36 protein-coding genes are annotated in these 22,936 nt (G+C 42.6%); all 36 read right to left on the minus strand.

Going from position 1 to position 22,936, the window contains the following annotated elements; all coding sequences use genetic code 11:
• On the minus strand, positions 1 to 75 hold a 75-nt coding region (locus GGQ95_RS18460), incomplete at its 3' end, for a hypothetical protein (protein WP_244963778.1).
• A 177-nt stretch (positions 76 to 252) separates the two neighbouring features.
• The gene (gene rpsK, locus GGQ95_RS16240) at positions 253 to 642 is read right to left on the minus strand and encodes a 30S ribosomal protein S11 (RefSeq protein WP_066150249.1); all 390 of its coding nucleotides are present in this window, start codon (positions 640 to 642) and stop codon (positions 253 to 255) included.
• A 25-nt stretch (positions 643 to 667) separates the two neighbouring features.
• Entirely contained in the window at positions 668 to 1,033 is a 366-nt protein-coding gene (gene rpsM / locus GGQ95_RS16245; protein WP_027410257.1) for a 30S ribosomal protein S13, read from the minus strand.
• A gap of 22 nt (positions 1,034 to 1,055) precedes the next feature.
• A complete protein-coding gene (gene rpmJ / locus GGQ95_RS16250) occupies positions 1,056 to 1,169 on the minus strand; it encodes a 50S ribosomal protein L36 (protein WP_000868344.1) in 114 nt (37 codons plus the stop codon).
• A gap of 34 nt (positions 1,170 to 1,203) precedes the next feature.
• The gene (gene infA, locus GGQ95_RS16255) at positions 1,204 to 1,422 is read right to left on the minus strand and encodes a translation initiation factor IF-1 (RefSeq protein ID WP_003178377.1); all 219 of its coding nucleotides are present in this window, start codon (positions 1,420 to 1,422) and stop codon (positions 1,204 to 1,206) included.
• Positions 1,400 to 1,720 carry a KOW domain-containing RNA-binding protein gene (locus GGQ95_RS16260; RefSeq protein WP_066150243.1) on the minus strand — a complete coding sequence of 107 codons (321 nt, stop codon included), beginning with the start codon at positions 1,718 to 1,720 and terminating at the stop codon, positions 1,400 to 1,402. The genes infA and GGQ95_RS16260 overlap by 23 nt, the downstream gene beginning before the upstream one ends.
• Positions 1,721 to 1,735: 15 nt before the next feature.
• Positions 1,736 to 2,482 (minus strand): type I methionyl aminopeptidase, encoded by a 747-nt coding sequence (gene map / locus GGQ95_RS16265; RefSeq protein ID WP_044744043.1) that lies wholly within the window; start codon positions 2,480 to 2,482, stop codon positions 1,736 to 1,738.
• Positions 2,482 to 3,132, minus strand: coding sequence for an adenylate kinase (locus tag GGQ95_RS16270; protein WP_183187155.1), 651 nt, complete (start codon positions 3,130 to 3,132; stop codon positions 2,482 to 2,484). Before GGQ95_RS16270 ends, map begins: the two co-directional genes overlap by 1 nt.
• A 57-nt stretch (positions 3,133 to 3,189) precedes the next feature.
• Complete coding sequence (gene secY / locus GGQ95_RS16275; protein ID WP_066150236.1) at positions 3,190 to 4,482, minus strand: preprotein translocase subunit SecY; 1,293 nt, start codon at positions 4,480 to 4,482, stop codon at positions 3,190 to 3,192.
• The gene (gene rplO / locus GGQ95_RS16280) at positions 4,482 to 4,922 is read right to left on the minus strand and encodes a 50S ribosomal protein L15 (RefSeq protein ID WP_044744046.1); all 441 of its coding nucleotides are present in this window, start codon (positions 4,920 to 4,922) and stop codon (positions 4,482 to 4,484) included. The genes secY and rplO overlap by 1 nt, the downstream gene beginning before the upstream one ends.
• 23 nt (positions 4,923 to 4,945) lie before the next feature.
• Positions 4,946 to 5,134 (minus strand): 50S ribosomal protein L30, encoded by a 189-nt coding sequence (rpmD, locus tag GGQ95_RS16285; protein ID WP_044744047.1) that lies wholly within the window; start codon positions 5,132 to 5,134, stop codon positions 4,946 to 4,948.
• 14 nt (positions 5,135 to 5,148) lie between these two features.
• The gene (rpsE, locus tag GGQ95_RS16290; RefSeq protein WP_044744048.1) at positions 5,149 to 5,649 is read right to left on the minus strand and encodes a 30S ribosomal protein S5; all 501 of its coding nucleotides are present in this window, start codon (positions 5,647 to 5,649) and stop codon (positions 5,149 to 5,151) included.
• A gap of 19 nt (positions 5,650 to 5,668) precedes the next feature.
• Positions 5,669 to 6,031 carry a 50S ribosomal protein L18 gene (gene rplR, locus GGQ95_RS16295; protein ID WP_044744049.1) on the minus strand — a complete coding sequence of 121 codons (363 nt, stop codon included), beginning with the start codon at positions 6,029 to 6,031 and terminating at the stop codon, positions 5,669 to 5,671.
• A gap of 32 nt (positions 6,032 to 6,063) precedes the next feature.
• The gene (gene rplF / locus GGQ95_RS16300) at positions 6,064 to 6,603 is read right to left on the minus strand and encodes a 50S ribosomal protein L6 (RefSeq protein WP_044744050.1); all 540 of its coding nucleotides are present in this window, start codon (positions 6,601 to 6,603) and stop codon (positions 6,064 to 6,066) included.
• A 31-nt stretch (positions 6,604 to 6,634) separates the two neighbouring features.
• Positions 6,635 to 7,033: a 30S ribosomal protein S8 gene (gene rpsH, locus GGQ95_RS16305; protein WP_044744051.1), complete on the minus strand. Its 399-nt coding sequence runs from the start codon at positions 7,031 to 7,033 to the stop codon at positions 6,635 to 6,637.
• 33 nt (positions 7,034 to 7,066) lie between these two features.
• On the minus strand, positions 7,067 to 7,252 hold the full coding sequence (locus GGQ95_RS16310; protein ID WP_066150233.1) for a type Z 30S ribosomal protein S14: 186 nt from the start codon (positions 7,250 to 7,252) through the stop codon (positions 7,067 to 7,069).
• 34 nt (positions 7,253 to 7,286) lie between these two features.
• Positions 7,287 to 7,826 (minus strand): 50S ribosomal protein L5, encoded by a 540-nt coding sequence (gene rplE, locus GGQ95_RS16315; RefSeq protein ID WP_066150230.1) that lies wholly within the window; start codon positions 7,824 to 7,826, stop codon positions 7,287 to 7,289.
• A gap of 27 nt (positions 7,827 to 7,853) precedes the next feature.
• Positions 7,854 to 8,165 carry a 50S ribosomal protein L24 gene (rplX, locus tag GGQ95_RS16320; RefSeq protein WP_044744053.1) on the minus strand — a complete coding sequence of 104 codons (312 nt, stop codon included), beginning with the start codon at positions 8,163 to 8,165 and terminating at the stop codon, positions 7,854 to 7,856.
• A gap of 37 nt (positions 8,166 to 8,202) precedes the next feature.
• A complete protein-coding gene (rplN, locus tag GGQ95_RS16325) occupies positions 8,203 to 8,571 on the minus strand; it encodes a 50S ribosomal protein L14 (protein ID WP_044744054.1) in 369 nt (122 codons plus the stop codon).
• A 44-nt stretch (positions 8,572 to 8,615) separates the two neighbouring features.
• The gene (rpsQ, locus tag GGQ95_RS16330) at positions 8,616 to 8,879 is read right to left on the minus strand and encodes a 30S ribosomal protein S17 (protein WP_044744055.1); all 264 of its coding nucleotides are present in this window, start codon (positions 8,877 to 8,879) and stop codon (positions 8,616 to 8,618) included.
• Positions 8,880 to 8,902: 23 nt separating this feature from the next.
• The gene (gene rpmC / locus GGQ95_RS16335; RefSeq protein ID WP_044744056.1) at positions 8,903 to 9,103 is read right to left on the minus strand and encodes a 50S ribosomal protein L29; all 201 of its coding nucleotides are present in this window, start codon (positions 9,101 to 9,103) and stop codon (positions 8,903 to 8,905) included.
• The gene (gene rplP / locus GGQ95_RS16340; protein ID WP_044744057.1) at positions 9,093 to 9,527 is read right to left on the minus strand and encodes a 50S ribosomal protein L16; all 435 of its coding nucleotides are present in this window, start codon (positions 9,525 to 9,527) and stop codon (positions 9,093 to 9,095) included. The genes rpmC and rplP overlap by 11 nt, the downstream gene beginning before the upstream one ends.
• A 2-nt stretch (positions 9,528 to 9,529) precedes the next feature.
• Positions 9,530 to 10,186, minus strand: coding sequence for a 30S ribosomal protein S3 (gene rpsC / locus GGQ95_RS16345; RefSeq protein ID WP_044744058.1), 657 nt, complete (start codon positions 10,184 to 10,186; stop codon positions 9,530 to 9,532).
• 3 nt (positions 10,187 to 10,189) lie between these two features.
• The gene (rplV, locus tag GGQ95_RS16350) at positions 10,190 to 10,531 is read right to left on the minus strand and encodes a 50S ribosomal protein L22 (RefSeq protein WP_044744059.1); all 342 of its coding nucleotides are present in this window, start codon (positions 10,529 to 10,531) and stop codon (positions 10,190 to 10,192) included.
• 17 nt (positions 10,532 to 10,548) lie between these two features.
• Positions 10,549 to 10,827, minus strand: coding sequence for a 30S ribosomal protein S19 (rpsS, locus tag GGQ95_RS16355; RefSeq protein ID WP_044744060.1), 279 nt, complete (start codon positions 10,825 to 10,827; stop codon positions 10,549 to 10,551).
• 57 nt (positions 10,828 to 10,884) lie between these two features.
• Positions 10,885 to 11,715 (minus strand): 50S ribosomal protein L2, encoded by an 831-nt coding sequence (gene rplB, locus GGQ95_RS16360; RefSeq protein ID WP_044744061.1) that lies wholly within the window; start codon positions 11,713 to 11,715, stop codon positions 10,885 to 10,887.
• Positions 11,716 to 11,742: 27 nt separating this feature from the next.
• Positions 11,743 to 12,030 carry a 50S ribosomal protein L23 gene (gene rplW / locus GGQ95_RS16365; RefSeq protein ID WP_044744062.1) on the minus strand — a complete coding sequence of 96 codons (288 nt, stop codon included), beginning with the start codon at positions 12,028 to 12,030 and terminating at the stop codon, positions 11,743 to 11,745.
• The gene (gene rplD / locus GGQ95_RS16370; protein ID WP_044744063.1) at positions 12,030 to 12,653 is read right to left on the minus strand and encodes a 50S ribosomal protein L4; all 624 of its coding nucleotides are present in this window, start codon (positions 12,651 to 12,653) and stop codon (positions 12,030 to 12,032) included. Before rplD ends, rplW begins: the two co-directional genes overlap by 1 nt.
• Before the next feature lie 27 nt (positions 12,654 to 12,680).
• Entirely contained in the window at positions 12,681 to 13,316 is a 636-nt protein-coding gene (gene rplC, locus GGQ95_RS16375) for a 50S ribosomal protein L3 (protein WP_066150227.1), read from the minus strand.
• 32 nt (positions 13,317 to 13,348) lie between these two features.
• Positions 13,349 to 13,657 (minus strand): 30S ribosomal protein S10, encoded by a 309-nt coding sequence (gene rpsJ, locus GGQ95_RS16380; protein WP_003247558.1) that lies wholly within the window; start codon positions 13,655 to 13,657, stop codon positions 13,349 to 13,351.
• A 641-nt stretch (positions 13,658 to 14,298) separates the two neighbouring features.
• Positions 14,299 to 15,486 (minus strand): elongation factor Tu, encoded by a 1,188-nt coding sequence (gene tuf, locus GGQ95_RS16385; protein WP_066150224.1) that lies wholly within the window; start codon positions 15,484 to 15,486, stop codon positions 14,299 to 14,301.
• Between the two features lie 134 nt (positions 15,487 to 15,620).
• On the minus strand, positions 15,621 to 17,699 hold the full coding sequence (gene fusA, locus GGQ95_RS16390) for an elongation factor G (protein WP_044744066.1): 2,079 nt from the start codon (positions 17,697 to 17,699) through the stop codon (positions 15,621 to 15,623).
• Positions 17,700 to 17,862: 163 nt separating this feature from the next.
• Positions 17,863 to 18,333: a 30S ribosomal protein S7 gene (rpsG, locus tag GGQ95_RS16395; protein WP_044744067.1), complete on the minus strand. Its 471-nt coding sequence runs from the start codon at positions 18,331 to 18,333 to the stop codon at positions 17,863 to 17,865.
• Between the two features lie 53 nt (positions 18,334 to 18,386).
• The gene (gene rpsL / locus GGQ95_RS16400) at positions 18,387 to 18,809 is read right to left on the minus strand and encodes a 30S ribosomal protein S12 (protein WP_080862218.1); all 423 of its coding nucleotides are present in this window, start codon (positions 18,807 to 18,809) and stop codon (positions 18,387 to 18,389) included.
• A gap of 102 nt (positions 18,810 to 18,911) precedes the next feature.
• Positions 18,912 to 19,160: a 50S ribosomal protein L7ae-like protein gene (locus GGQ95_RS16405; RefSeq protein WP_183187156.1), complete on the minus strand. Its 249-nt coding sequence runs from the start codon at positions 19,158 to 19,160 to the stop codon at positions 18,912 to 18,914.
• 136 nt (positions 19,161 to 19,296) lie between these two features.
• Entirely contained in the window at positions 19,297 to 22,893 is a 3,597-nt protein-coding gene (gene rpoC / locus GGQ95_RS16410; RefSeq protein WP_159719168.1) for a DNA-directed RNA polymerase subunit beta', read from the minus strand.
• Positions 22,894 to 22,936: the final 43 nt, after the last annotated feature.

Genomic DNA, 22,936 nt, shown 5'->3' on the forward strand with positions numbered 1-22,936 from the left:
AACGACGAATTTGCCATACTTGGCATCTTCGCTGATTTCAACCGTCTCGATTTTTGGCTTTTCGATTTCGATCATGATCTATACATACCCTCCTTCAAAACGTCGAAACCCCGACCAAACGATATGCGTCTAATCGAAATTCCCCCATGAATCAGTTCCCGAATGTGCGCATTAAATGAGTAAAGCTTCTCTGCTAGAAAACGATATCATATCCCATTATTGACAAGAGGATACAAAATCTATACAGAGAAATTAAACACGGCGACGTTTTGGCGGACGGCATCCATTATGTGGAACAGGAGTAACATCTTTAATTGCTGTAATTTCCAATCCAGCAGCTTGAAGTGCACGGATGGCAGCCTCACGACCAGCGCCAGGACCTTTTACGTTTACCTCAATAGTTTTCATACCATGCTCCATCGAAGCTTTCGCAGCTGCTTCTGCAGCCATTTGTGCCGCAAATGGAGTAGACTTACGAGAACCTTTGAACCCTAATGCACCAGCACTTGACCAAGAGATTGCATTGCCATGGACATCAGTAATTGTCACGATTGTATTGTTAAATGTAGAACGAATATGAGCAATACCTGATTCAATATTTTTTTTCACGCGGCGTTTGCGTGTATTTGTTTTACGTGCCATTCGTTCATGTACCTCCTTTGCCTAATTATTTTTTCTTATTCGCTACTGTGCGGCGCGGACCTTTACGTGTGCGAGCATTGTTTTTCGTATTTTGACCGCGAACTGGCAAGCCGCGGCGATGACGAAGGCCACGGTAGCAGCCAATTTCCATCAGACGTTTAATATTTAAAGATACTTCACGACGAAGATCTCCTTCTACTTTTAAGCGGTCAACAATTTCACGGATTTTCCCTAATTCTTCTTCTGTTAAATCGCGAACGCGAGTATCTTCAGAAACACCTGCTTCTGCTAGAATTTTTTGTGCAGTTGGTTTACCGATACCGTAAATGTATGTTAAAGAAATAACTACACGTTTCTCACGAGGAATATCTACACCTGCAATACGTGCCATAATTTTTACACCTCCTTAAAAATTACCCTTGTTTTTGTTTGTGTTTTGGGTTTTCGCAAATTACCATAACTTTTCCACGTCTGCGAATGACTTTACATTTTTCGCAGATTGGTTTCACTGATGGTCTGACCTTCATGATTTTTTACCTCCTTGTTCATGCGGAGTACTGATTATTTATAACGGTACGTAATTCTGCCACGAGTTAAATCGTATGGAGATAATTCTACCGTAACTTTATCTCCAGGTAAAATACGAATGAAATGCATGCGAATTTTACCAGAAACATGTGCTAACACTGTGTGGCCATTTTCAAGCTCCACCTTAAACATTGCATTAGGCAATGTCTCAACAACTGTTCCTTCCACTTCAATTACATCGTCCTTCGCCATGGATCGGCTCTCCCTTCTTCGAATCAGTAACATATTTCATTAATGCATAACGCAATTTACCGTTTGTCACACGACCAGTTTCAAGGATGCTGTTTTTAACTTCCGGGGAAATAATGTCTAGCAACTTTATATGCTGGACATTCTTCTTTTTCGGGAAGTCAAACTTCCGCTTGCTTCCATCAGCAAGCAGAACAAACCGCTCATCAACGATTCCAACAACGACAGCATATTGCCCTGCTTCACGACCATGTGTAATCAACACAATTTGTCCGATTTGGCATGGTGAGCCTGTATGCAATGATTTCACCTTCGATTAGAGGGTAGTTAAAATCTCATAGCCGGTCTCTGTAATGGCGATTGTATGCTCAAAATGAGCGCACATTTTTCCGTCTACTGTTACAACTGTCCAATCATCTTCAAGCGTTCTTACATAACGGCTCCCCGCATTCACCATCGGTTCAATGCACAATACCATGCCTGGCTTCAGCCGTGGCCCTTTATTTGGCGGGCCATAATGTGGAATTTGCGGGTCTTCATGTAAGTTTTGACCAATTCCATGCCCGACATACTCGCGGACAATTGAAAAATGGTGTGCTTCTACATATGTTTGAATAGCATGAGAAATATTGGATAAGCGGACTCCTGGCTTCGCTTCCTTTAAACCTATATATAAAGATTGTTCCGTCACTTCTAGAAGCTTTTTCGTTTCGTCAGCAATTGGGCCGACTGGATACGTCCAAGCTGAATCAGCATGGTAGCCATTATATTGAGCACCGATATCAATGCTAATGATATCGCCCTCTTCTAAAACGCGGTTACCAGGGATGCCGTGCACCAGCTCTTCATTCACTGAAGCGCAAATGCTGCCCGGGAATCCGTTGTATCCTTTAAAAGAAGGAGTGGCTCCATGCTGGCGAATGACTTTTTCAGCGATTTGATCAAGCTCTTTAGTAGTGATTCCAGGCTGAATATGTTTTTGCAATTCTTGGTGAGTAAGAGCTACGATTCGCCCAGCTTCACGCATCACTTCGATTTCACGAGGGGTTTTGCAAATGATCATTACTTTAAGCCCCCAAGCAATTCACAAATATCCGCAAAAACCTGTTCAATTTCCTGTTGTCCGTTAATGTTGTGCAAATACCCTTTAGACTGATAAAAATCAAGCAACGGCTGTGCTTGCTTCATATTGACTTCCAAACGGTTCGCAACCGTTTCGGCATTGTCATCTGCACGCTGGTAAAGCTCTCCACCACACTTATCACAAACTCCTGATTGGGCAGGTGGATTGAATACTAAATGGTATGTGGCACCGCAGTCTTTGCAAATGCGTCTTCCTGTCAAACGTTCCATTAAAATTTCTTTATCTACTTGAATATTAATAACGGAATCAATCGAACGGCCAAGCTCCATTAGCATGCTTTCTAATGCTTCCGCTTGAGCTACTGTTCGTGGGAACCCATCAAGCAAAAATCCTCTTTGGCAATCGTCTTTGCTTAAGCGTTCACGAACGATGCCGATTGTAACTTCGTCTGGTACAAGATCGCCACGATCCATGTATTCTTTAGCTTGTAATCCTAATGCTGTTCTTTCTTTAATAGCTGCTCGAAACATGTCTCCAGTTGAAATATGAGGAATCTCATATTTCTCCACAATTTTTTCTGCCTGTGTCCCTTTTCCGGCACCTGGCAATCCCATTAAAACTAAGTTCATCATAGTTCCCCCTCAACTCTAGTGAGGTAGAGGGAATGAACTCCCCCGCAAACCTCTTTACTTAATGAAACCTTTGTAATGTCGTTTAACTAATTGACTTTCAAGCTGCTTCATGGTTTCAAGCGCAACTCCAATCACAATCAGCAAGCTCGTTCCACCGATTCGAGCAGAATCTGGCAAATTAGCAACCTTGACAAAAAATACAGGAAGAACAGCGATTACTGCTAAAAATATTGAACCAACAAATGTGAGACGATAAAGAACTTTGGTTACGTATTCTTGAGTGTTTCTTCCTGGGCGAATGCCTGGAATATATCCACCTTGTTTTTTCAGATTGTCCGCCATTTGCTCCGGGTTCACTTGAACAAAGGCATAGAAGTACGTAAAGGCAATAATTAATGCCACATATATAATCATACCAACTGGCTGTGTATAATCAAACGTTTTCTTGATCCACAATGTTACATCATTCGAGCCGAAAAACGATGCAATTGTCGGTGGTGCAACAATAAACGACACCGCAAAAATAACAGGAATAACCCCTGCCGGATTTACTTTTAACGGCAAATGAGTAGAGTGACCGCCTACCGGACTGCGTCCCTCCAATCGCTTTGCATACTGAATTGGAATCTTTCTAAACGCTTGTTGAACGTAGATGACTCCAACAATGATGGCAATCACAGCTAAAGCGATAAGAAGCACCGTTACAATTCTTAAAAATAGCTGATCACCAGCGTTTTCAAACTGCTGGGCGTAAATTTGGTTAAGAGTAGAAGGGATTCCCGAAACGATACCCGCAAAGATGATAATGGAGATTCCGTTTCCTACTCCCTTTGCTGTAATTTGTTCTCCTAACCACATTAAAAACGATGTACCCGCAGTTAATACAAGCGCGATAAGCAAATATGTCGGCACTCCAGGATTTTTAATTAACATGCCATTTGTCATATTGTTAAAGCCGTATGACATACCGAATGCTTCGATGAAGCCAAGCACAATCGTAAAGTAGCGGGTAAACTGAGCTAATTTACGTCGTCCAACCTCTCCTTGTTTGGACCATTCCGTAAATTTAGGAACAACATCCATCTGTAGCAGCTGTACGATGATGGATGCTGTAATGTAAGGCATAACCCCCATAGCAAAAATGGAGAAGTTTTTTAAAGCCCCTCCCCCAAATGTATTGAGAACGCCGAACACATTTAACTGGTCTTGCATTTTCAATACATCAGCGTTCACGCTTGGAACAGGAATAAACGTCCCAATCCGGAACACAATGAGCATAAGGAGGGTGAACAGAATTTTCTTTCTTATGTCACCCACGCGCATAAAGTTGGAGATTGTTCGAAACATTAAATCACCTCAGTTTTACCGCCAGCAGCTTCAATCGCTTCTTTTGCAGCAGAGGAGAATTTATGTGCTTTCACTGTTAATTTTTTCTCAATTTGACCATTTCCTAAAATTTTCAAACCAGCTTTCAGCTTGCTGATTACACCTGTTTCTAAAAGAAGCTCAGGTGTTACTTCTGTGCCATCTTCAAAGCGGTTGAGCGTATCAAGATTTACGATCGCATATTCTTTTCGATTGATGTTTGTAAAGCCGCGTTTTGGAAGACGACGGAATAAAGGAGTTTGACCACCTTCAAAACCAAGTCTTACACCGCCACCTGAACGAGCATTCTGTCCTTTGTGACCTTTACCAGACGTTTTACCGTTACCAGAACCGATACCACGACCCACACGGTTACGTTCTTTGCGGGAGCCTGGTGCTGGTTGTAATTCATGAAGTTTCATCGCGAGGCACCTCCTTATACTAATTATTGTTCTAGCTCTTGTACTTTCACAAGATGCGATACTTTATTAATCATTCCGCGAATCGCTGGATTATCGTTATGAACAACTGTTTGATGCAATTTTCGCAAACCTAAAGTTTTTACAGTGACACGTTGATCTTCAGGACGACCAATCACGCTGCGAGTGAGGGTAATCGCTAATTTTTTCGCCATTTGTATTTCCCTCCTTATCCTAACAGTTCCTCAACTGTTTTACCACGCAATTTTGCTACATCTTCTGCGCGTTTCAATTGTTTTAAGCCGTCGATTGTCGCGCGCACCATGTTGACAGGCGTGTTAGAACCGATGGATTTAGATAGAATGTCACTTACTCCTGCTAATTCAAGTACTGCACGAGCTGGACCACCTGCGATAACTCCTGTACCTTCAGAAGCCGGCTTTAAGATGATTTCACCCGCACCAAAGTGGCCGACTACTTCATGAGGAATGGTTGTACCAACGATCGGCACTGTAATCAAGTTTTTCTTAGCATCTTCAATCGCTTTGCGAATCGCATCTGGAACCTCTTGAGCCTTTCCAGTTCCAAATCCGACATGACCGTTCTTGTCACCAACAACAACAAGAGCAGCGAAACGGAATCGACGTCCACCTTTTACTACTTTTGCTACACGGTTAACGGCAACTACGCGTTCTTCAAGTTCAAGTTTATTTGGATCAATGCGACGCATCTCTGTCCCTCCTTTATAATTAGAATTCTAACCCAGCTTCGCGAGCAGCGTCAGCAAGTGCTTTTACACGGCCATGATATAAGTATCCACCGCGGTCAAATACTACGCTTTTAATTCCTTTTTCTAATGCGCGTTTTGCAACTAATTCGCCCACTTTTTGTGCTGCATCTACATTTCCAGTTGCGTCTAAGTTGAACTCTTTATCAAGTGTAGAAGCACTAACAATGGTTACAGCTTTGACATCATCAATAATTTGTGCATAAATGTGCTTGTTGGAACGGAACACATTTAAGCGTGGACGTTCAGCAGTTCCAAATAATTTTCTCCGAACGCGAGCATGTCTTTTTTTGCGAACTGCGTTTTTATCAAGCTTAGTGATCATTTCCGTCACTCCTTTCATTTACCTAAGCAGCATTATTTCTTACCTGTTTTACCTTCTTTACGACGTACAACTTCGCCTTCGTAACGAATACCTTTTCCTTTGTATGGTTCTGGAGAGCGTACCGCACGAATGTTTGCTGCTAATTCACCAACACGTTGTTTGTCCGCACCTTTAACAACAATTTTTGTTTGTGAAGGAACCTCAATTTCAAGACCCTCTTCTGGCTCAATTTCAACAGGATGAGAGTACCCGACACTAAGAACGAGCTTTTTGCCTTGTTTTGATGCACGATAACCGACCCCTACTAATTCAAGGCCTTTCTCGTATCCTTTTGAAACTCCTTCCACCATGTTCGCCAATAAGCTGCGTGTTGTACCGTGAAGAGTGCGATGCTCTTTTGCATCACTTGGACGAGAAACTGTGAGAATATTGTCTTCCACTGTGATTGTCATATCAGGATGGAAAGCACGAGTCAATTCGCCTTTCGGTCCTTTTACTGTAACGGTGCTGCCGTTAACTGTTACTGTTACACCTGCAGGAATTTCGATTGGTTTTTTACCAACACGTGACATAACTTGACACCTCCATTCTTAAAAAGACTGATTACCAGATGTATGCTAACACTTCGCCGCCAGTTCCTTTTTGACGCGCTTCTTTATCTGTTAAAATTCCTTGAGACGTAGAAATAATAGCGATACCTAAACCGTTCAATACACGAGGCACTTCATTAGCTTTGGCATAAACGCGCAAACCAGGCTTGCTGATGCGTTTAAGACCAGTAATAACGCGCTCATTATTTGGACCGTATTTTAAGAAAATACGGAGAACACCTTGTTTGTTATCTTCGATGTATTCGACATCACGAATGAAGCCTTCACGTTTTAAGATTTCTGCGATTTCTTTCTTCATTTTCGAAGCAGGGACTTCAAGTTTTTCGTGACGCACCATGTTCGCATTACGAATGCGAGTAAGCATATCTGCAATTGGATCTGTCATCACCATTATGTTTTACCTCCTTCCCAATTCACGGGTTGATTACCAGCTTGCTTTTTTCACACCAGGAATTTGACCTTTATATGCTAATTCACGGAAACAAATACGGCAAAGTTTAAACTTGCGATAAACGGAGTGTGGACGTCCGCAGCGTTCGCAGCGAGTGTACGCCTGAACTTTAAACTTTGGTGCGCGTTTTTGTTTCGCGATCATTGATTTCTTAGCCACATTTTCGCCTCCCTCTTTTTATAAATGGGATTCATTATTTTTGGAACGGCATACCAAGCAATGTTAACAACTCATGAGCTTCCTCATCAGTGTTTGCTGTTGTAACGATCACAATGTCCATACCACGAACTTTGTTGACTTTATCGTAGTCAATTTCAGGGAAAATTAGCTGTTCTTTGATCCCTAATGTATAGTTACCGCGGCCGTCGAATGATTTTTTTGATACGCCGCGGAAGTCGCGAACACGTGGAAGAGAAACAGAGATTAATTTATCAAAAAACTCATACATGCGCTCTCCGCGTAATGTGACTTTCGCTCCGATTGGCATACCTTCACGAAGACGGAAACCAGCGATTGATTTTTTCGCACGAGTGACAACTGGTTTTTGACCAGAAATTAATGCTAGCTCTTCAACAGCATTGTCCAATGCTTTCGCGTTTTGCACCGCATCACCAACACCCATGTTGATGACGATTTTTTCGATTTTTGGAACTTGCATTACAGATTTATAGTTAAACTTGCTCATAAGAGCAGGAATAACTTCTTTTACATATTTTTCTTTTAGGCGGTTCATGTAAGTACCTCCTTTCTCACATCACGATTATTTATCTAAAATTTCACCAGATTTTTTCGCGTAACGTACTTTTTTTCCATCTACTAATTTATAGCCTACGCGAGTTGGAGTTCCTGTTTTAGGATCTAAAGGCATTACGTTTGAAACGTGAATTGGTGCCTCTTTGCTAATAATACCGCCTTGAGGGTTTACTTGAGATGGTTTTGCGTGTTTTTTAACGATGTTTACTCCTTCTACAAGCACTCGGTTTTTCTTAGGGAACGCTGCAAGTACAACCCCTTGCTTTCCTTTATCTTTACCAGAGATTACTTGTACTTTATCACCTTTTTTTACATGCATCGTAGTTCGCACCTCCTTGAAAGGCTTTTCCTATTCATTAAATCACTTCTGGAGCTAGAGAAACGATTTTCATAAAATCTTTTTCACGTAATTCACGCGCAACTGGGCCGAAAATACGAGTTCCGCGTGGGCTTTTGTCGTCACGGATGATCACGCATGCGTTTTCGTCAAAGCGAATGTAAGAGCCGTCTGCGCGACGCACACCACGTTTTGTACGAACCACAACAGCTTTTACAACTTGACCTTTTTTAACAACGCCACCTGGTGTTGCGTCCTTAACAGTCACTACAACAACATCGCCGATGTTCGCATAGCGACGACCGGAACCACCTAACACTTTAATGACAAGCACTTCACGCGCACCAGAGTTATCTGCAACCTTCATACGAGTTTCTTGTTGAATCATTTACGAAACCTCCCTTCGGAATTATATCAATCATCCGAACATCATTAAAGAATAATCGCTTTTTCCACTACTTCTACAAGACGGAAACGCTTTGTTGCAGAAAGCGGACGAGTTTCCATGATTTTTACGATATCGCCAACTTTTGCTACGTTGTTTTCGTCATGCGCTTTATATTTTTTGGAGTATTTAACACGCTTTCCATAAAGCGGATGTTTTTTGTATGTTTCTACAAGAACCGTCACCGTTTTGTCCATTTTGTCAGACACAACGCGGCCAATGTATACTTTACGTTGATTGCGTTCACTCATGTCGCGAACCTCCTCTCAAGCGTTTATTTATTAGCAGCAATCTCTCTCTCGCGAACGATCGTTTTCATGCGGGCAATAGATTTACGCACTTCGCGAATGCGAGCTGTGTTTTCTAATTGGCCTGTCGCTAATTGGAAGCGAAGGTTGAATAATTCTTCTTTTAAAGATTTAATTTTTTGTTCAATCTCGGCAGTGGTAAGGTCACGGATTTCTTTAGCTTTCATTAGATTCACCACCAATTTCTTCACGTTTTACAAACTTACACTTAATCGGAAGTTTATGAGAAGCTAAACGCAATGCTTCGCGTGCTACTTCTTCAGAAACACCCGCAATTTCGAACATTACTTTACCAGGTTTTACAACCGCTACCCAACCTTCAGGCGCCCCTTTACCGGAACCCATGCGCACTTCTAAAGGTTTTGCTGTATAAGGCTTTGAAGGGAAAATTTTGATCCAAACTTTACCGCCACGTCTCATATAACGAGTCATCGCACGACGAGCAGCCTCGATTTGACGGTTCGTAATCCAAGCAGATTCTAATGCTTGTAATCCATATTCACCGAAATGCACTTCTGTACCGCCTTTTGCGCGGCCTCTCATGCGTCCACGATGTTCACGACGGAATTTCACGCGTTTTGGCATTAACATAATTAATTTCCTCCTTCCTCAGTTTTCTTTTTCGCAGGAAGGACCTCTCCACGATAAATCCATACTTTCACACCGATTTTTCCATATGTTGTATCCGCTTCTGCTGTTGCATAGTCAATGTCAGCACGAAGAGTGTGGAGTGGAACTGTTCCTTCACTGTAGTGTTCAGAACGAGCGATATCGGCACCGCCTAAGCGACCAGATACCATTGTTTTAATTCCTTTTGCACCAGCACGCATTGTGCGTTGAATCGCTTGTTTTTGTGCACGACGGAACGATACGCGGTTTTCAATTTGACGCGCAATATTTTCAGCTACTAATTTCGCATCTAAATCCGGTTTTTTGATTTCTAAAATGTTGATATGAACACGTTTTCCAGTTAGTTGGTTAAGAGCTTTGCGAAGCGCTTCGACTTCTGTGCCGCCTTTACCGATAACCATGCCTGGTTTAGCAGTATGGATCGTAATGTTGATACGGTTAGCTGCACGTTCGATTTCTACTTTAGAAACAGCCGCATCGCTTAAACGTTTCGTGATGTACTCACGCACTTTAAGGTCTTCATGCAAAAGATCCGCATAATCTTTTTCAGCATACCATCTTGATTCCCAATCACGGATAATACCGATGCGAAGACCGACTGGATTCACCTTTTGACCCACTGATTATCCCTCCTTCTTTTCTGAAACAACGATCGTAATATGGCTTGTGCGTTTGTTGATCGCGCTCGCACGACCCATTGCGCGAGGACGGAAGCGTTTCAATGTTGGACCTTCATCCACATATGCCTCTGTTACGACTAAATTGTTAACATCCATATCATAGTTATGCTCTGCATTCGCTACAGCAGATTTCAATACTTTCTCAATAATTGGAGAAGCAGCTTTAGGAGTATGACGAAGAATCGCTACTGCTTCACCTACTTGCTTTCCTCGAATCAAATCAATCACTAAACGAGCTTTACGAGGAGCAATACGAACTGTTCTAGCAACAGCTTTAGCTTGCATAAATGAGCCTCCTCTCATTAACGTTTTGTTTTCTTATCATCGCCAGCATGACCTTTGTATGTGCGCGTTGGTGCGAATTCACCAAGCTTGTGTCCTACCATATCCTCTGTAATGTACACAGGTACATGTTTGCGTCCATCATATACCGCGATTGTGTGACCGATGAATTGTGGGAAAATCGTCGAACGACGAGACCATGTTTTAATTACTTGTTTTTGTCCAGTCTCATTTAACTTTTCAACTTTTTTCATTAAATGATCATCACAAAAAGGACCTTTTTTTAGGCTGCGACCCATAAATAAACCTCCCTTCGTGATTGTTCTACGGTTCTTAAGAACCGTAGTTCAACCCCGTTATTTTTTACGACGACGTACAATAAATTTATCGGATTTATTTTTCTTTTTACGAGTTTTGAATCCAAGAGTTGGTTTACCCCATGGAGTCATTGGCGACTTGCGTCCGATTGGTGCTTTACCTTCACCACCGCCATGTGGGTGATCAACAGGGTTCATAACGGAACCGCGAACAGTTGGACGGATGCCTAACCAACGAGCACGTCCTGCTTTACCAACATTGACAAGCTCATGTTGTTCGTTACCTACTTGACCAATTGTCGCACGGCAAGCACCTAAAATCATGCGAACTTCACCAGAAGCTAAACGAACAAGAACATACTTGCCTTCTTTACCAAGCACTTGTGCAGATGTACCAGCAGAACGAACAAGCTGTCCACCTTTTCCTGGTTTCAATTCAATGTTGTGTACTAAAGTACCAACAGGGATATTCGCAAGCGGTAGTGCATTCCCTACTTTGATGTCCGCTTCTGGACCAGACATGATTTCCATGCCTACTTCTAAGTTTTTAGGAGCGATAATATAACGTTTTTCACCATCTACATAGTGAATCAACGCAATGTTCGCTGAACGGTTTGGATCGTACTCGATTGTAGCAACGCGTCCTGGAATGCCATCTTTGTCGCGTTTGAAATCGATGATACGATATTGACGCTTATGACCGCCACCTTGGTGACGAACTGTCAACTTACCTTGGTTGTTACGACCACCTTTTTTCTTTAAAGGCGCAAGCAATGATTTCTCTGGCTTGTCAGTTGTGATTTCTGAGAAATCAAGAACTGTCATGCCACGGCGACCGTTGGACGTTGGTTTGTATTTTTTAATCGCCATGTCGGTTTCCCTCCTTCTCTGTTAAACTTATACTTCGAACAATTCGATCTCTTTGCTGTCTGGTGTTAATGTCACAATCGCTTTGCGACGGCGGTTTGTAAGCCCGCTATAACGGCCAACTCGTTTGAACTTTCCTTTGTAGTTCATGATGTTGACTTTCGCAACCTTTACGCCAAAAATTGCTTCGACAGCATCTTTTACTTCTGTTTTGTTTGCTTTTACATCCACTTCGAATGTATATTTTTTCTCAGCCACTAAATTCATTGAGTTTTCAGTGATAACGGGGCGCTTAATAATATCGCGAGGATCTTTCATTATGCAAGCACCTCCTCTACTTTTTCCACGGCTGCTTTTGTAATCACAAGCTTATCGTGGTTTAACACATCAAGCACGTTGATTCCGTTAGCAGCAACCACTGTTACTCCAGGAATGTTGCGTGCCGATAGCATGATATTTTCATTGATGTCCGCTGTTACGATTAACGCTTTGCGGTCTGCAGAAAGATTGCTTAAAATTTTCACCATTTCTTTTGTTTTTGGTGCTTCTAAAGCTAAGTTGTCTAATACAACAATGTTATTTTCAAGAACTTTTGAAGACAAAGCAGATTTAATAGCTAAACGACGAACTTTCTTTGGAAGCTTGTAGCTGTAACTGCGTGGAACTGGACCAAACACAGTACCGCCGCCACGCCATTGTGGAGAGCGGATCGAACCTTGACGAGCACGTCCAGTACCTTTTTGGCGCCATGGTTTACGGCCACCGCCGCTTACTTCAGCGCGATTTTTCGTTTTGTGCGTTCCTTGACGCAAAGAAGCACGTTGCATAATCACTGCTTCAAATAACACATGTTTATTTGGCTCAATACCAAATACGGAATCGTTTAATTCAATTTCTCCAACAGTTGCTCCGTTTTGGTTGTACAATGCTACTTTTGGCATTGGATAATTCCTCCTTTCTTAAGAAAGTTATTTCACTTTTGCTTTAACCGCACTTTTGATCACAACAAGTCCTTTATTTGGACCAGGTACATTTCCTTTAACAAGAAGCAGATTACGTTCTACATCTACTTTTACAATTTTCAAGTTTTGAACTGTAACACGCTCTCCGCCCATGCGACCTGGCAATTCTTTCGATTTAAATACGCGGTTTGGCGCAATAGGACCCATTGAACCAGGACGGCGATGATAGCGAGAACCGTGAGCCATAGGTCCACGAGATTGGCCATGGCGCTTAATTGCACCTTGGAATCCTTTACCTTTTGAAACTCCTGTTACATCGATCATATCGCCCTCAGCGAAAATATCAACTTTGACTTCCTGACCAACTTCGTATTCCGCTGCGTTAGCACCGCGGATTTCACGGATGAAGCGCTTAGGTGCAGTGTTCGCTTTGGCTACATGACCTTTTTCCGGTTTGTTGGCTAACTTTTCGCGTTTATCTTCAAAACCTAATTGGATTGCTTCATAGCCATCATTTTCAACTGTTTTCTTTTGAAGAACAACGTTAGGAGTCGCTTCAATTACCGTTACCGGAATTAGATCGCCGTTTTCTGCGAATACCTGCGTCATACCAATTTTTCTCCCTAAGATTCCTTTGGTCATTTGTCACACCTCCTATAAATTCGTTTTTACAATTAAAGCTTGATTTCAATATCGACACCGGATGGTAAGTCCAAACGCATTAATGAATCCACAGTTTGTGGAGTTGGGTTTACGATATCGATCAAACGTTTATGTGTACGCATTTCAAATTGTTCACGAGAGTCTTTATACTTGTGAACAGCACGTAAAATCGTATAAACAGTTCTTTCTGTTGGTAATGGAATCGGCCCAGATACTTTTGCACCTGAACGTTTTGCTGTCTCTACGATTTTCTCAGCAGATTGATCAAGGATTCGATGATCGTAAGCTTTTAAACGGATACGAATTTTTTCTTTTGCCATTATTTTCCCTCCTTCTTCGCCTATTTTAAAAATAGACATTCTCCGTGGAAATTTCCTCACACTCGCCATGGCAAAGCGGCCGGGTGTGTCAGCAACCTTCCACTTCATCGCAGTCAAAGACCAACATTAGATATTATACAGATATCTATAATGAAATGCAAGCAAAATCTCGCTTTGCATCCATTGTTTTATCGTAAAACTGATTTTCGCTACAGCTTATCAACGCGTGTCAAAAATGCCTGAATCCATTGTAGACGAATGGGGACATTTATAAACCTATTGGCCTGAATTTCATTATTGAGATTTAGGCCCCTATTTCTTGAGTCTATGTTGAAAATACTTTCATATCGACATGATTTGATTCTCATATGAGCGGATGATGATTTACTTTTGCAGTCAAACGATCATGAGTTTTAATAGATATCATCATATGTATACAAGCATGGAGACAATAAGTGATTCGATTAGATCTAGCACCACGAGTTTTTATTATTTATGAGAACCAAAACATAGCAAAACACAATTTTCATCTTTTTGATGGCGACGCAACTTTCCGTCATAGACAAGTAATGAAGACAACGCTGCCCAGATAGATTTTCAACAATAAAAAAGGGTTTGCTTCAAGCAAACCCTTTCTATGATTATTCAATGATAGAAGATACAACGCCAGCGCCTACTGTACGTCCACCTTCGCGGATAGAGAATTTTGTACCTTCTTCAATCGCGATAGGTGCAATCAATTCTACTGTCATTTCGATGTTGTCGCCAGGCATAACCATCTCTACGCCTTCTGGTAGAGTGATGATACCAGTAACGTCAGTTGTACGGAAGTAGAATTGTGGACGGTAGTTAGAGAAGAATGGGGTATGACGTCCACCTTCTTCTTTAGATAATACGTAAACTTCTGCTTTAAATTTTGTGTGTGGTGTGATTGTGCCTGGTTTTGCAAGTACTTGACCACGTTGGATTTCATCGCGAGCAACACCGCGAAGAAGTGCACCGATGTTGTCACCAGCTTCTGCTTGGTCAAGAAGCTTACGGAACATTTCTACACCAGTAACTGTTGTAGATTTTGGCTCATCAGCAAGACCGATGATGTCTACAACGTCACCAACTTTTAAGATACCGCGCTCAACACGACCAGTAGCAACTGTACCACGACCAGTGATAGAGAATACGTCCTCAACTGGCATCATGAATGGTTTATCAGTGTCGCGTTGTGGAGTTGGGATATACTCATCAACAGCGTTCATAAGCTCAACGATTTTAGCTTCCCATTCAGCGTCACCTTCAAGAGCTTTTAACGCAGAACCTTTGATTACTGGGATTTCATCGCCAGGGAATTCGTATTCAGACAATAGGTCACGAACTTCCATTTCAACAAGTTCTAATAATTCCTCGTCGTCTACCATATCGCATTTGTTTAAGAATACTACGATGTATGGTACGCCTACTTGGCGAGAAAGAAGAATGTGCTCACGAGTTTGTGGCATTGGACCGTCAGCAGCAGATACTACAAGGATCGCGCCGTCCATTTGTGCCGCACCAGTGATCATGTTTTTCACGTAGTCAGCGTGTCCTGGGCAGTCAACGTGTGCATAGTGGCGGTTGTCAGTTTCGTACTCAACGTGTGCAGTTGAGATTGTGATACCGCGCTCACGCTCTTCTGGAGCAGCGTCGATTTGATCGTATGCACGAGCTTCTGCTTTACCTTGTTTCGCAAGAACAGTTGTGATTGCAGCTGTTAAAGTTGTTTTACCATGGTCAACGTGGCCAATTGTACCAATGTTAACGTGTGGTTTAGAGCGTTCAAATTTCGCTTTAGCCATTATAGATATCCTCCTTAAATAATAATTTTCATTTTAATTTTTAAGTATATTGAATGCTTGGAAGCAAACATGCAAGCATGTCTGCTCCCAAGTCTTACATAAGTATTTATACTTGAACAATGCTAGAAAATCAATTATTCGCCTTTATTTTTTTTGATGATTTCCTCAGCAATGCTCTTTGGAACTTCTTCATAGTGATCAAATACCATGGAGAATACTCCGCGTCCTTGCGTATTAGAACGCAATGAAGTGGCATATCCGAACATTTCGGATAATGGAACCATCGCGTGTACCACTTGCGCGTTACCGCGAGCCTCCATGCCTTCTACGCGTCCGCGGCGAGAAGTGATGTCACCCATAATGTCACCAAGGTATTCTTCTGGAATGACAACTTCTACTTTCATAATTGGCTCAAGTAATACTGGGTCACATTTTGTTGCTGCGTTTTTCAATGCAAGAGAAGCAGCAATTTTGAATGCCATTTCACTTGAGTCTACATCGTGGTAAGAACCATCGAATAGTTTCGCTTTGATATCAACAACTGGATATCCAGCGAGAACACCATTTTGCATTGCGTCTTCAAGACCCGCTTGAATTGCCGGGATATACTCTCTTGGAACAACCCCACCGACAATCGCATTTTCAAATTCAAAGCCTTTTCCTTCTTCGTTTGGCGTAAATTCAATCCAAACGTGACCGTATTGACCGCGACCACCAGACTGACGTACGAATTTACCTTCTACTTGAGCAGACTTGCGGAATGTTTCGCGGTATGCAACTTGCGGAGCACCTACATTCGCTTCTACTTTGAACTCCCTACGCATACGGTCAACAATGATATCAAGGTGAAGCTCACCCATACCCGCAATAATGGTCTGACCTGTTTCTTGGTCTGTCCACGCGCGGAATGTTGGGTCTTCTTCTTGAAGCTTTTGCAACGCTGTGCTCATTTTGTCTTGGTCTGCTTTTGATTTTGGTTCAATCGCAATTTGAATAACTGGCTCTGGGAATGTCATCGATTCCAAAATAACAGGATCTTTTTCATCGCACAGAGTATCTCCAGTCGTTGTATCTTTTAAACCTACTGCTGCAGCGATATCACCCGCATATACTGTAGAAATTTCTTGGCGGTGGTTCGCATGCATTTGTAGAATACGACCGATACGTTCACGTTTACGTTTTGTCGAGTTCAATACGTATGAACCGGAATCTAATGCACCAGAATATACGCGGAAGAACGTCAACTTACCAACGTAAGGGTCTGTCATAATTTTAAACGCTAATGCTGCAAATGGAGCATCATCGCGAGATTCACGCACTGTCTCTTCTTCTGTATCTGGAACAACCCCTTTAATTGGCGGGATGTCCACTGGAGCAGGTAGGTAATCTACGACTCCATCTAGCATTAACTGAACACCTTTGTTTTTGAAAGCAGAGCCGCAGAATACTGGGAAGAATTCAACAGAAATAGTGGCTTTACGGATTGCTGCCTTTAATTCCTCTGTTGTAACCTCTTCTCCTTCTAAATATTTCATCATTAATTCTTCATCAAGCTCCGCTACTGCTTCAATCAATTTCCCGCGATATTCTTCTGCTACATCGCGGTAATCTTCTGGAATTTCAATGCGCTCAATGTTTTTGCCTAATTCATCGTGGTAATGATAAGCGCACATTTCAACAAGATCAATAATGCCATTGAATTGATCTTCAGCGCCAATCGGCAATTGGACCGGATGAGCATTCGCTTGCAAACGGTCATGAAGTGTTTTAACAGAATATAAGAAATCAGCGCCGATTTTGTCCATTTTGTTAACGAATACAATACGAGGAACACCGTATGTAGTCGCCTGACGCCATACCGTTTCAGTCTGAGGCTCTACCCCAGATTGCGCATCAAGTACTGCTACTGCTCCGTCTAAAACGCGTAAAGAACGTTCAACTTCCACTGTGAAATCTACGTGTCCTGGTGTGTCGATAATGTTAATACGATGACCTTTCCATTGAGCTGTTGTCGCCGCAGACGTGATGGTAATCCCGCGCTCTTGCTCTTGTTCCATCCAGTCCATCGTAGCAGCGCCTTCATGCACTTCACCGATTTTATGAACGCGACCTGTATAGAAAAGGATACGTTCCGTTGTTGTCGTTTTACCGGCATCGATATGAGCCATGATACCAATATTGCGAGTGTTTTCTAAGGAGAACTCTCTTGCCATCTTGGTTTTTTCTCCTTCCTTGATAAGTTAAGTATCTTAATTTAATAAATAGTTGCAAATATAGGAAGATAGGTGAGTATACGAACAAGGTCAACACCTGATCGTCTTCACCTATTTTCCTCATTGGACATAAAAGATCCATCGTTTCATTAAGGCAATACGATTACCAGCGATAGTGAGCAAATGCTCTGTTTGCCTCTGCCATTTTGTGAGTATCTTCGCGTTTTTTCACAGATGCTCCTGTATTGTTTGCAGCATCTAAAATTTCGTTTGCTAAACGCTCTTCCATCGTTTTCTCACCACGAAGACGAGCGTAGTTTACTAACCAACGAAGACCTAATGTTGTGCGGCGGTCAGGACGAACCTCTACTGGAACTTGGTAGTTCGCACCACCAACGCGACGTGCACGCACCTCAAGAACAGGCATTACATTTTTTAATGCTTGTTCAAATACTTCCATCGGATCTTTGCCAGTGCGTTCACGAATAATATCGAACGATGTGTAAAGAATTTTTTGCGCCTTTCCTTTTTTACCATCAATCATGATTTTGTTGATGAGGCGTGTTACGAGTTTCGAATTGTAAATTGGATCTGGTAATACATCTCTTTTCGCAACCGAACCTTTACGTGGCATAGTTTTTCCTCCTTTCAAGAAAAAAATCCTATTTTTTCAATTGTCATCATCTATTATTTTTTAGCAGCTTTTGGTTTCTTAGCACCGTATTTAGAACGGCCTTGCATACGGTTAGCCACACCTGCAGTATCTAATGCACCGCGAACGATGTGATAGCGCACACCCGGCAAGTCTTTAACACGGCCACCGCGAATTAATACAACGCTGTGCTCTTGTAGGTTGTGGCCGATACCCGGAATGTATGCTGTTACCTCGATTCCGTTTGATAAACGCACACGGGCATATTTACGAAGCGCTGAGTTTGGCTTCTTCGGCGTCATTGTACCTACACGTGTACATACACCGCGTTTTTGCGGAGAAGCAACGTTCGTTTGTATTTTTTTGAAGCTGTTATACCCTTTATTTAAAGCAGGGGATTTAGATTTCACAACTTTTTTCGTACGGCCTTTGCGTACTAATTGGTTAATTGTAGGCATAATAAAAATCCTCCCTTCACACATAAGTTCAAGTCCACACATCCAGGTGGCTCATTATTTATGCAAAAACAAAGTTTTTGTAGAAAATCCACAAAAACAGTTTTAACGAATAATCGCAACAGCTGCTGCCCTTACTTGGATTTCACACGCTTCTCCAAGCTTCTTCATTGAATCTACCTTTGTTACAGGGACGCCTGCCTTGTTTGCTGCTTCCATAATTTTAGTGGTAATGGCTGGATCAGCATCCTCGGCAACCACTACTTCCTGTGCGCTTCCTTCTTTTAGGGCGCGCATTGTTTGCTTTGTTCCCACTAACACTTGTTGAGCCTGTAATACTTTTTCATAAGACATATGCCATATCCTCCAAAGCAACAGGTTTTCGGAACACCTTTATTACATTAACATGTTCTACATGACATTGTCAACTCTTATTTGATGAATTTGTTACCGGCAGGTCTTACCTGCCGGTAACTCCATAAATCATGATTTACTTGGTTGTTACCTGTTCATCCTGATGCTGTTTAACCGCAGGCTTGATTTTTCGATAACGCGCCATTCCCGTTCCGGCTGGCACAAGCTTACCGATGATCACATTTTCTTTTAAACCCAGCAATTCATCGCGCTTACCTTTGATAGCTGCATCCGTTAACACACGCGTCGTTTCTTGGAATGAAGCAGCGGATAAGAACGAATCTGTTTCGAGTGACGCTTTTGTAATACCAAGAAGCACCGGGCGAGCCGTAGCTGGACGTTTTCCTTCAAGCAGAACCTGCATATTCGCATCTGTAAATTGATGAACATCAAGCAAGGTACCTGGGAGTACATCTGTGTCTCCAGCGTCAATGACTCGAACTTTGCGAAGCATTTGACGCACCATCACTTCAATATGCTTATCGCTAATTTCTACCCCTTGCATCCGGTATACTTTTTGCACTTCACGCAATAAGTACTCTTGAACAGCCGTGATGTCTTTTACTTTGAGGAGCTCCTTCGGATCAATCGATCCTTCTGTCAACTCTTGACCTCTCTCAACTTGCTTTCCTTCTTGAACTTTTAATCTTGCGTTGTATGGAGCTGTATATGTCCGTGTCTCAACCTCGCCTTTTACGACGATTTCTTGTTGACGGTCTCTCGTTTCATTAATAGCAACGACGATACCATCAATTTCAGAGATGACCGCTTGCCCCTTCGGATTACGCGCTTCAAATAGCTCCTGAACCCGAGGCAAACCTTGTGTGATATCGTCTCCTGCTACCCCACCTGTGTGGAATGTACGCATCGTTAGCTGTGTACCAGGTTCACCGATGGATTGGGCAGCGATAATGCCAACTGCTTCTCCTACTTCTACTTCTGCACCAGTAGCAAGGTTGCGGCCATAACATTTTTTACATACTCCATGGCGAGTGTTGCATGTAAAAGCAGAACGAATCCATACTTGATCAATGCCGGCTTTAATAATAGCGTTAGCAATATCCTCTGTGATCATTTCGTTCTCTTTTACTAGAATTTCTCCTGTTTCTGGATGTTTCACTGTTTTCCGCGCATAGCGTCCTACTAGACGCTCCTCTAGCTTCACAATCACTTCTGTTCCATCAGTTAGTGATTTCACAAGCATACCACGGTCTGTACCGCAATCATCTTCACGAACAATGACATCTTGGGCAACGTCGACAAGTCGGCGCGTTAAATAACCAGAATCCGCTGTTTTTAATGCTGTATCAGCAAGTCCTTTACGCGCACCGTGTGTGGAAATAAAGTATTCCAATACTGTTAAACCTTCACGGAAGGATGATTTGATCGGCAATTCGATAATGCGTCCCGCCGGGTTCGCCATCAACCCGCGCATACCTGCAAGCTGTGTAAAGTTAGAGGCGTTACCACGCGCTCCAGAATCACTCATCATAAAGATCGGGTTACGCTTATCTAAGGACTCCATCAGCTTGCTTTGAATTTTATCCTTCGCAGCGCTCCACACGGAAATGACACGTTCATAACGCTCTTCATCTGTAATTAAACCGCGTCTAAACTGCTTTAACACTGTATCTACTTTCGTTTGCGCTTCTTGAAGGATTTCTTGCTTTTCCGGCAATACGACGATATCGGCTACACCAATAGTGATACCAGCTTTTGTCGAATACTTAAATCCAAGATCCTTCATCCGGTCTAACATTTTAGATGTTTCCGTGATTTTGAACCGTTTAAATACTTCAGCAATAATATTACCAAGTATTTTCTTTTTAAATGGAGGCACAAGCTCGCGCTTGCGGATTTCTTCTTTTACGTTTACACCTTTATCAAGGAAGTATTTATCCGGCGTTCTTTCTTCAATATTTTCCTGCGTCGGCTCGTTAATATACGGGAAAGACTTCGGCAGAATTTCGTTAAAGATCAACTTCCCGACGGTTGTAATGAGCAACTTCTGATTTTGCTCTTCTGTGAATGTTTCATTTTTCAACGAACCCGCATGGATGGCAATTCGAGTGTGCAAATGCACGTAGCCGCTATGGTAAGCGAGCAACGCCTCATCTGTATCTTTGAAGATCATTCCTTCACCGACCGCACCCTCGCGTTCCATCGTCAAGTAATAGTTTCCTAACACCATATCCTGTGAAGGAGTAACAACTGGTTTTCCATCTTTCGGATTCAAAATGTTCTGGGCCGCCAGCATAAGCAAACGCGCTTCCGCTTGTGCTTCTGCTGATAACGGAACGTGTACAGCCATTTGGTCTCCGTCAAAGTCCGCATTATAGGCTGTACATACAAGCGGATGCAGACGAATTGCCCGTCCTTCAACAAGCGTTGGTTCAAACGCTTGAATTCCAAGTCTATGCAAAGTTGGAGCACGGTTTAAAAGCACTGGATGTTCTTTAATGACAGACTCCAATACATCCCAAACTTCCGGGTGCACACGCTCGATTTTCCGTTTCGCGCTTTTAATATTATGAGCCAAACCACGCTCAACCAGCTCTTTCATAACAAATGGCTTGAAGAGCTCCAGCGCCATTTCTTTTGGCAAACCGCATTGATACATTTTTAAGTTCGGGCCGACGACGATTACAGAGCGGCCAGAATAGTCCACGCGTTTACCAAGTAAGTTTTGGCGGAAACGCCCTTGTTTACCTTTTAGCATATGCGATAAAGATTTAAGCGGACGGTTCCCTGGCCCTGTTACCGGACGGCCACGGCGTCCATTGTCAATTAACGCATCCACCGCTTCTTGAAGCATCCTTTTTTCGTTTTGCACAATGATGCTTGGCGCACCCAGATCTAATAAACGCTTCAAGCGATTGTTCCGGTTAATGACACGACGATATAAATCATTTAAGTCTGAAGTCGCAAAACGGCCACCGTCTAATTGAACCATTGGGCGCAATTCAGGCGGAATAACCGGAAGTACGTCAAGCACCATCCATGCTGGATCATTTCCGGAATTACGGAAGGCTTCCAACACTTCTAAGCGTTTAATCGCCCGAGCGCGCCGTTGTCCTTGCGCTGTTTTTAGCTCTTCTTTTAATGTTTCTACTTCTTTTTCAAGATCAATATCCTGTAAAAGCTTTTTAATGGCTTCTGCTCCCATTGATGCTTGGAATGAGCTTCCGTATTTTTCACGATAGGCACGATACTCCTTCTCGGAAAGAAGCTGCTTTTTCTCAAGCGGTGTATCTCCGGGATCTGTAACAACATATGAGGCAAAATAAATTACCTCTTCCAAAGCTCGCGGGGACATGTCTAGGACAAGTCCCATGCGGCTCGGAATCCCTTTAAAATACCATATATGCGAAACAGGGGCAGCCAGTTCAATATGGCCCATACGCTCACGGCGAACTTTCGCTCGAGTAACTTCTACACCACAACGATCGCAAACAACACCTTTATAACGTACGCGCTTATATTTTCCACAATGGCATTCCCAGTCTTTCGTCGGTCCAAAAATGCGCTCGCAGAACAACCCGTCTTTTTCAGGCTTGAGTGTACGATAGTTAATCGTTTCTGGTTTTTTCACTTCGCCATAGGACCAAGAGCGAATTTTTTCCGGCGAAGCGAGTCCGATTTTCATATACTCAAAGTTATTTACATCTAGCAAGGGGCCTACCTCCCTCTCAATCTCCAGGTTTTACCCTTTTTGC

Source organism: Anoxybacteroides rupiense, from assembly GCF_014196195.1.
Taxonomy (GTDB): Bacteria; Bacillota; Bacilli; order Bacillales; family Anoxybacillaceae; genus Anoxybacteroides; species Anoxybacteroides rupiense.

What these genes read in the sequence shown, in the direction of transcription:
- rplP (WP_044744057.1), bottom strand. Translation starts at nt 9,527, where the DNA reads ATGTTAATGCCAAAACGCGTGAAATTCCGTCGTGAACATCGTGGACGC.
- rplE (WP_066150230.1), bottom strand. Translation starts at nt 7,826, where the DNA reads ATGAACCGCCTAAAAGAAAAATATGTAAAAGAAGTTATTCCTGCTCTT.
- GGQ95_RS16405 (WP_183187156.1), bottom strand. Translation starts at nt 19,160, where the DNA reads ATGTCTTATGAAAAAGTATTACAGGCTCAACAAGTGTTAGTGGGAACA.
- rplO (WP_044744046.1), bottom strand. Translation starts at nt 4,922, where the DNA reads ATGAAACTTCATGAATTACAACCAGCACCAGGCTCCCGCAAAGAACGT.
- rplW (WP_044744062.1), bottom strand. Translation starts at nt 12,030, where the DNA reads ATGAAAGATCCTCGCGATATTATTAAGCGCCCCGTTATCACTGAAAAC.
- rplB (WP_044744061.1), bottom strand. Translation starts at nt 11,715, where the DNA reads ATGGCGATTAAAAAATACAAACCAACGTCCAACGGTCGCCGTGGCATG.
- rpsH (WP_044744051.1), bottom strand. Translation starts at nt 7,033, where the DNA reads ATGGTGATGACAGATCCAATTGCAGATATGCTTACTCGCATTCGTAAT.
- rplX (WP_044744053.1), bottom strand. Translation starts at nt 8,165, where the DNA reads ATGCATGTAAAAAAAGGTGATAAAGTACAAGTAATCTCTGGTAAAGAT.
- rplR (WP_044744049.1), bottom strand. Translation starts at nt 6,031, where the DNA reads ATGATCACTAAGCTTGATAAAAACGCAGTTCGCAAAAAAAGACATGCT.
- rpsQ (WP_044744055.1), bottom strand. Translation starts at nt 8,879, where the DNA reads ATGAGTGAACGCAATCAACGTAAAGTATACATTGGCCGCGTTGTGTCT.
- rpsG (WP_044744067.1), bottom strand. Translation starts at nt 18,333, where the DNA reads ATGCCACGTAAAGGTTCGGTTGCGAAAAGAGATGTATTACCAGATCCA.
- GGQ95_RS16270 (WP_183187155.1), bottom strand. Translation starts at nt 3,132, where the DNA reads ATGAACTTAGTTTTAATGGGATTGCCAGGTGCCGGAAAAGGGACACAG.
- rpsK (WP_066150249.1), bottom strand. Translation starts at nt 642, where the DNA reads ATGGCACGTAAAACAAATACACGCAAACGCCGCGTGAAAAAAAATATT.
- rplV (WP_044744059.1), bottom strand. Translation starts at nt 10,531, where the DNA reads ATGCAAGCTAAAGCTGTTGCTAGAACAGTTCGTATTGCTCCTCGTAAA.
- rplN (WP_044744054.1), bottom strand. Translation starts at nt 8,571, where the DNA reads ATGATTCAACAAGAAACTCGTATGAAGGTTGCAGATAACTCTGGTGCG.
- map (WP_044744043.1), bottom strand. Translation starts at nt 2,482, where the DNA reads ATGATCATTTGCAAAACCCCTCGTGAAATCGAAGTGATGCGTGAAGCT.
- rpsL (WP_080862218.1), bottom strand. Translation starts at nt 18,809, where the DNA reads ATGCCTACAATTAACCAATTAGTACGCAAAGGCCGTACGAAAAAAGTT.
- rpsM (WP_027410257.1), bottom strand. Translation starts at nt 1,033, where the DNA reads ATGGCACGTATTGCAGGTGTAGATATTCCTCGTGAGAAACGTGTAGTT.
- rpmJ (WP_000868344.1), bottom strand. Translation starts at nt 1,169, where the DNA reads ATGAAGGTCAGACCATCAGTGAAACCAATCTGCGAAAAATGTAAAGTC.
- rpsE (WP_044744048.1), bottom strand. Translation starts at nt 5,649, where the DNA reads ATGCGTCGCATTGATCCAAATAAACTTGAACTTGAAGAACGCGTAGTT.
- rplF (WP_044744050.1), bottom strand. Translation starts at nt 6,603, where the DNA reads ATGTCACGTGTTGGTAAAAAACCAATCGAAATTCCTGCAGGTGTAACA.
- rpmD (WP_044744047.1), bottom strand. Translation starts at nt 5,134, where the DNA reads ATGGCGAAAAAATTAGCGATTACCCTCACTCGCAGCGTGATTGGTCGT.
- tuf (WP_066150224.1), bottom strand. Translation starts at nt 15,486, where the DNA reads ATGGCTAAAGCGAAATTTGAACGCTCTAAACCACACGTTAACATTGGT.
- rplC (WP_066150227.1), bottom strand. Translation starts at nt 13,316, where the DNA reads ATGACCAAAGGAATCTTAGGGAGAAAAATTGGTATGACGCAGGTATTC.
- fusA (WP_044744066.1), bottom strand. Translation starts at nt 17,699, where the DNA reads ATGGCAAGAGAGTTCTCCTTAGAAAACACTCGCAATATTGGTATCATG.
- infA (WP_003178377.1), bottom strand. Translation starts at nt 1,422, where the DNA reads ATGGCGAAGGACGATGTAATTGAAGTGGAAGGAACAGTTGTTGAGACA.
- rpmC (WP_044744056.1), bottom strand. Translation starts at nt 9,103, where the DNA reads ATGAAAGCTAAAGAAATCCGTGACCTTACCACTGCCGAGATTGAACAA.
- rpsJ (WP_003247558.1), bottom strand. Translation starts at nt 13,657, where the DNA reads ATGGCAAAAGAAAAAATTCGTATCCGTTTAAAAGCTTACGATCATCGA.
- secY (WP_066150236.1), bottom strand. Translation starts at nt 4,482, where the DNA reads ATGTTTCGAACAATCTCCAACTTTATGCGCGTGGGTGACATAAGAAAG.
- rplD (WP_044744063.1), bottom strand. Translation starts at nt 12,653, where the DNA reads ATGCCAAAAGTAGCATTGTACAACCAAAACGGAGCAACTGTTGGAGAA.
- rpsS (WP_044744060.1), bottom strand. Translation starts at nt 10,827, where the DNA reads ATGGGTCGCAGCCTAAAAAAAGGTCCTTTTTGTGATGATCATTTAATG.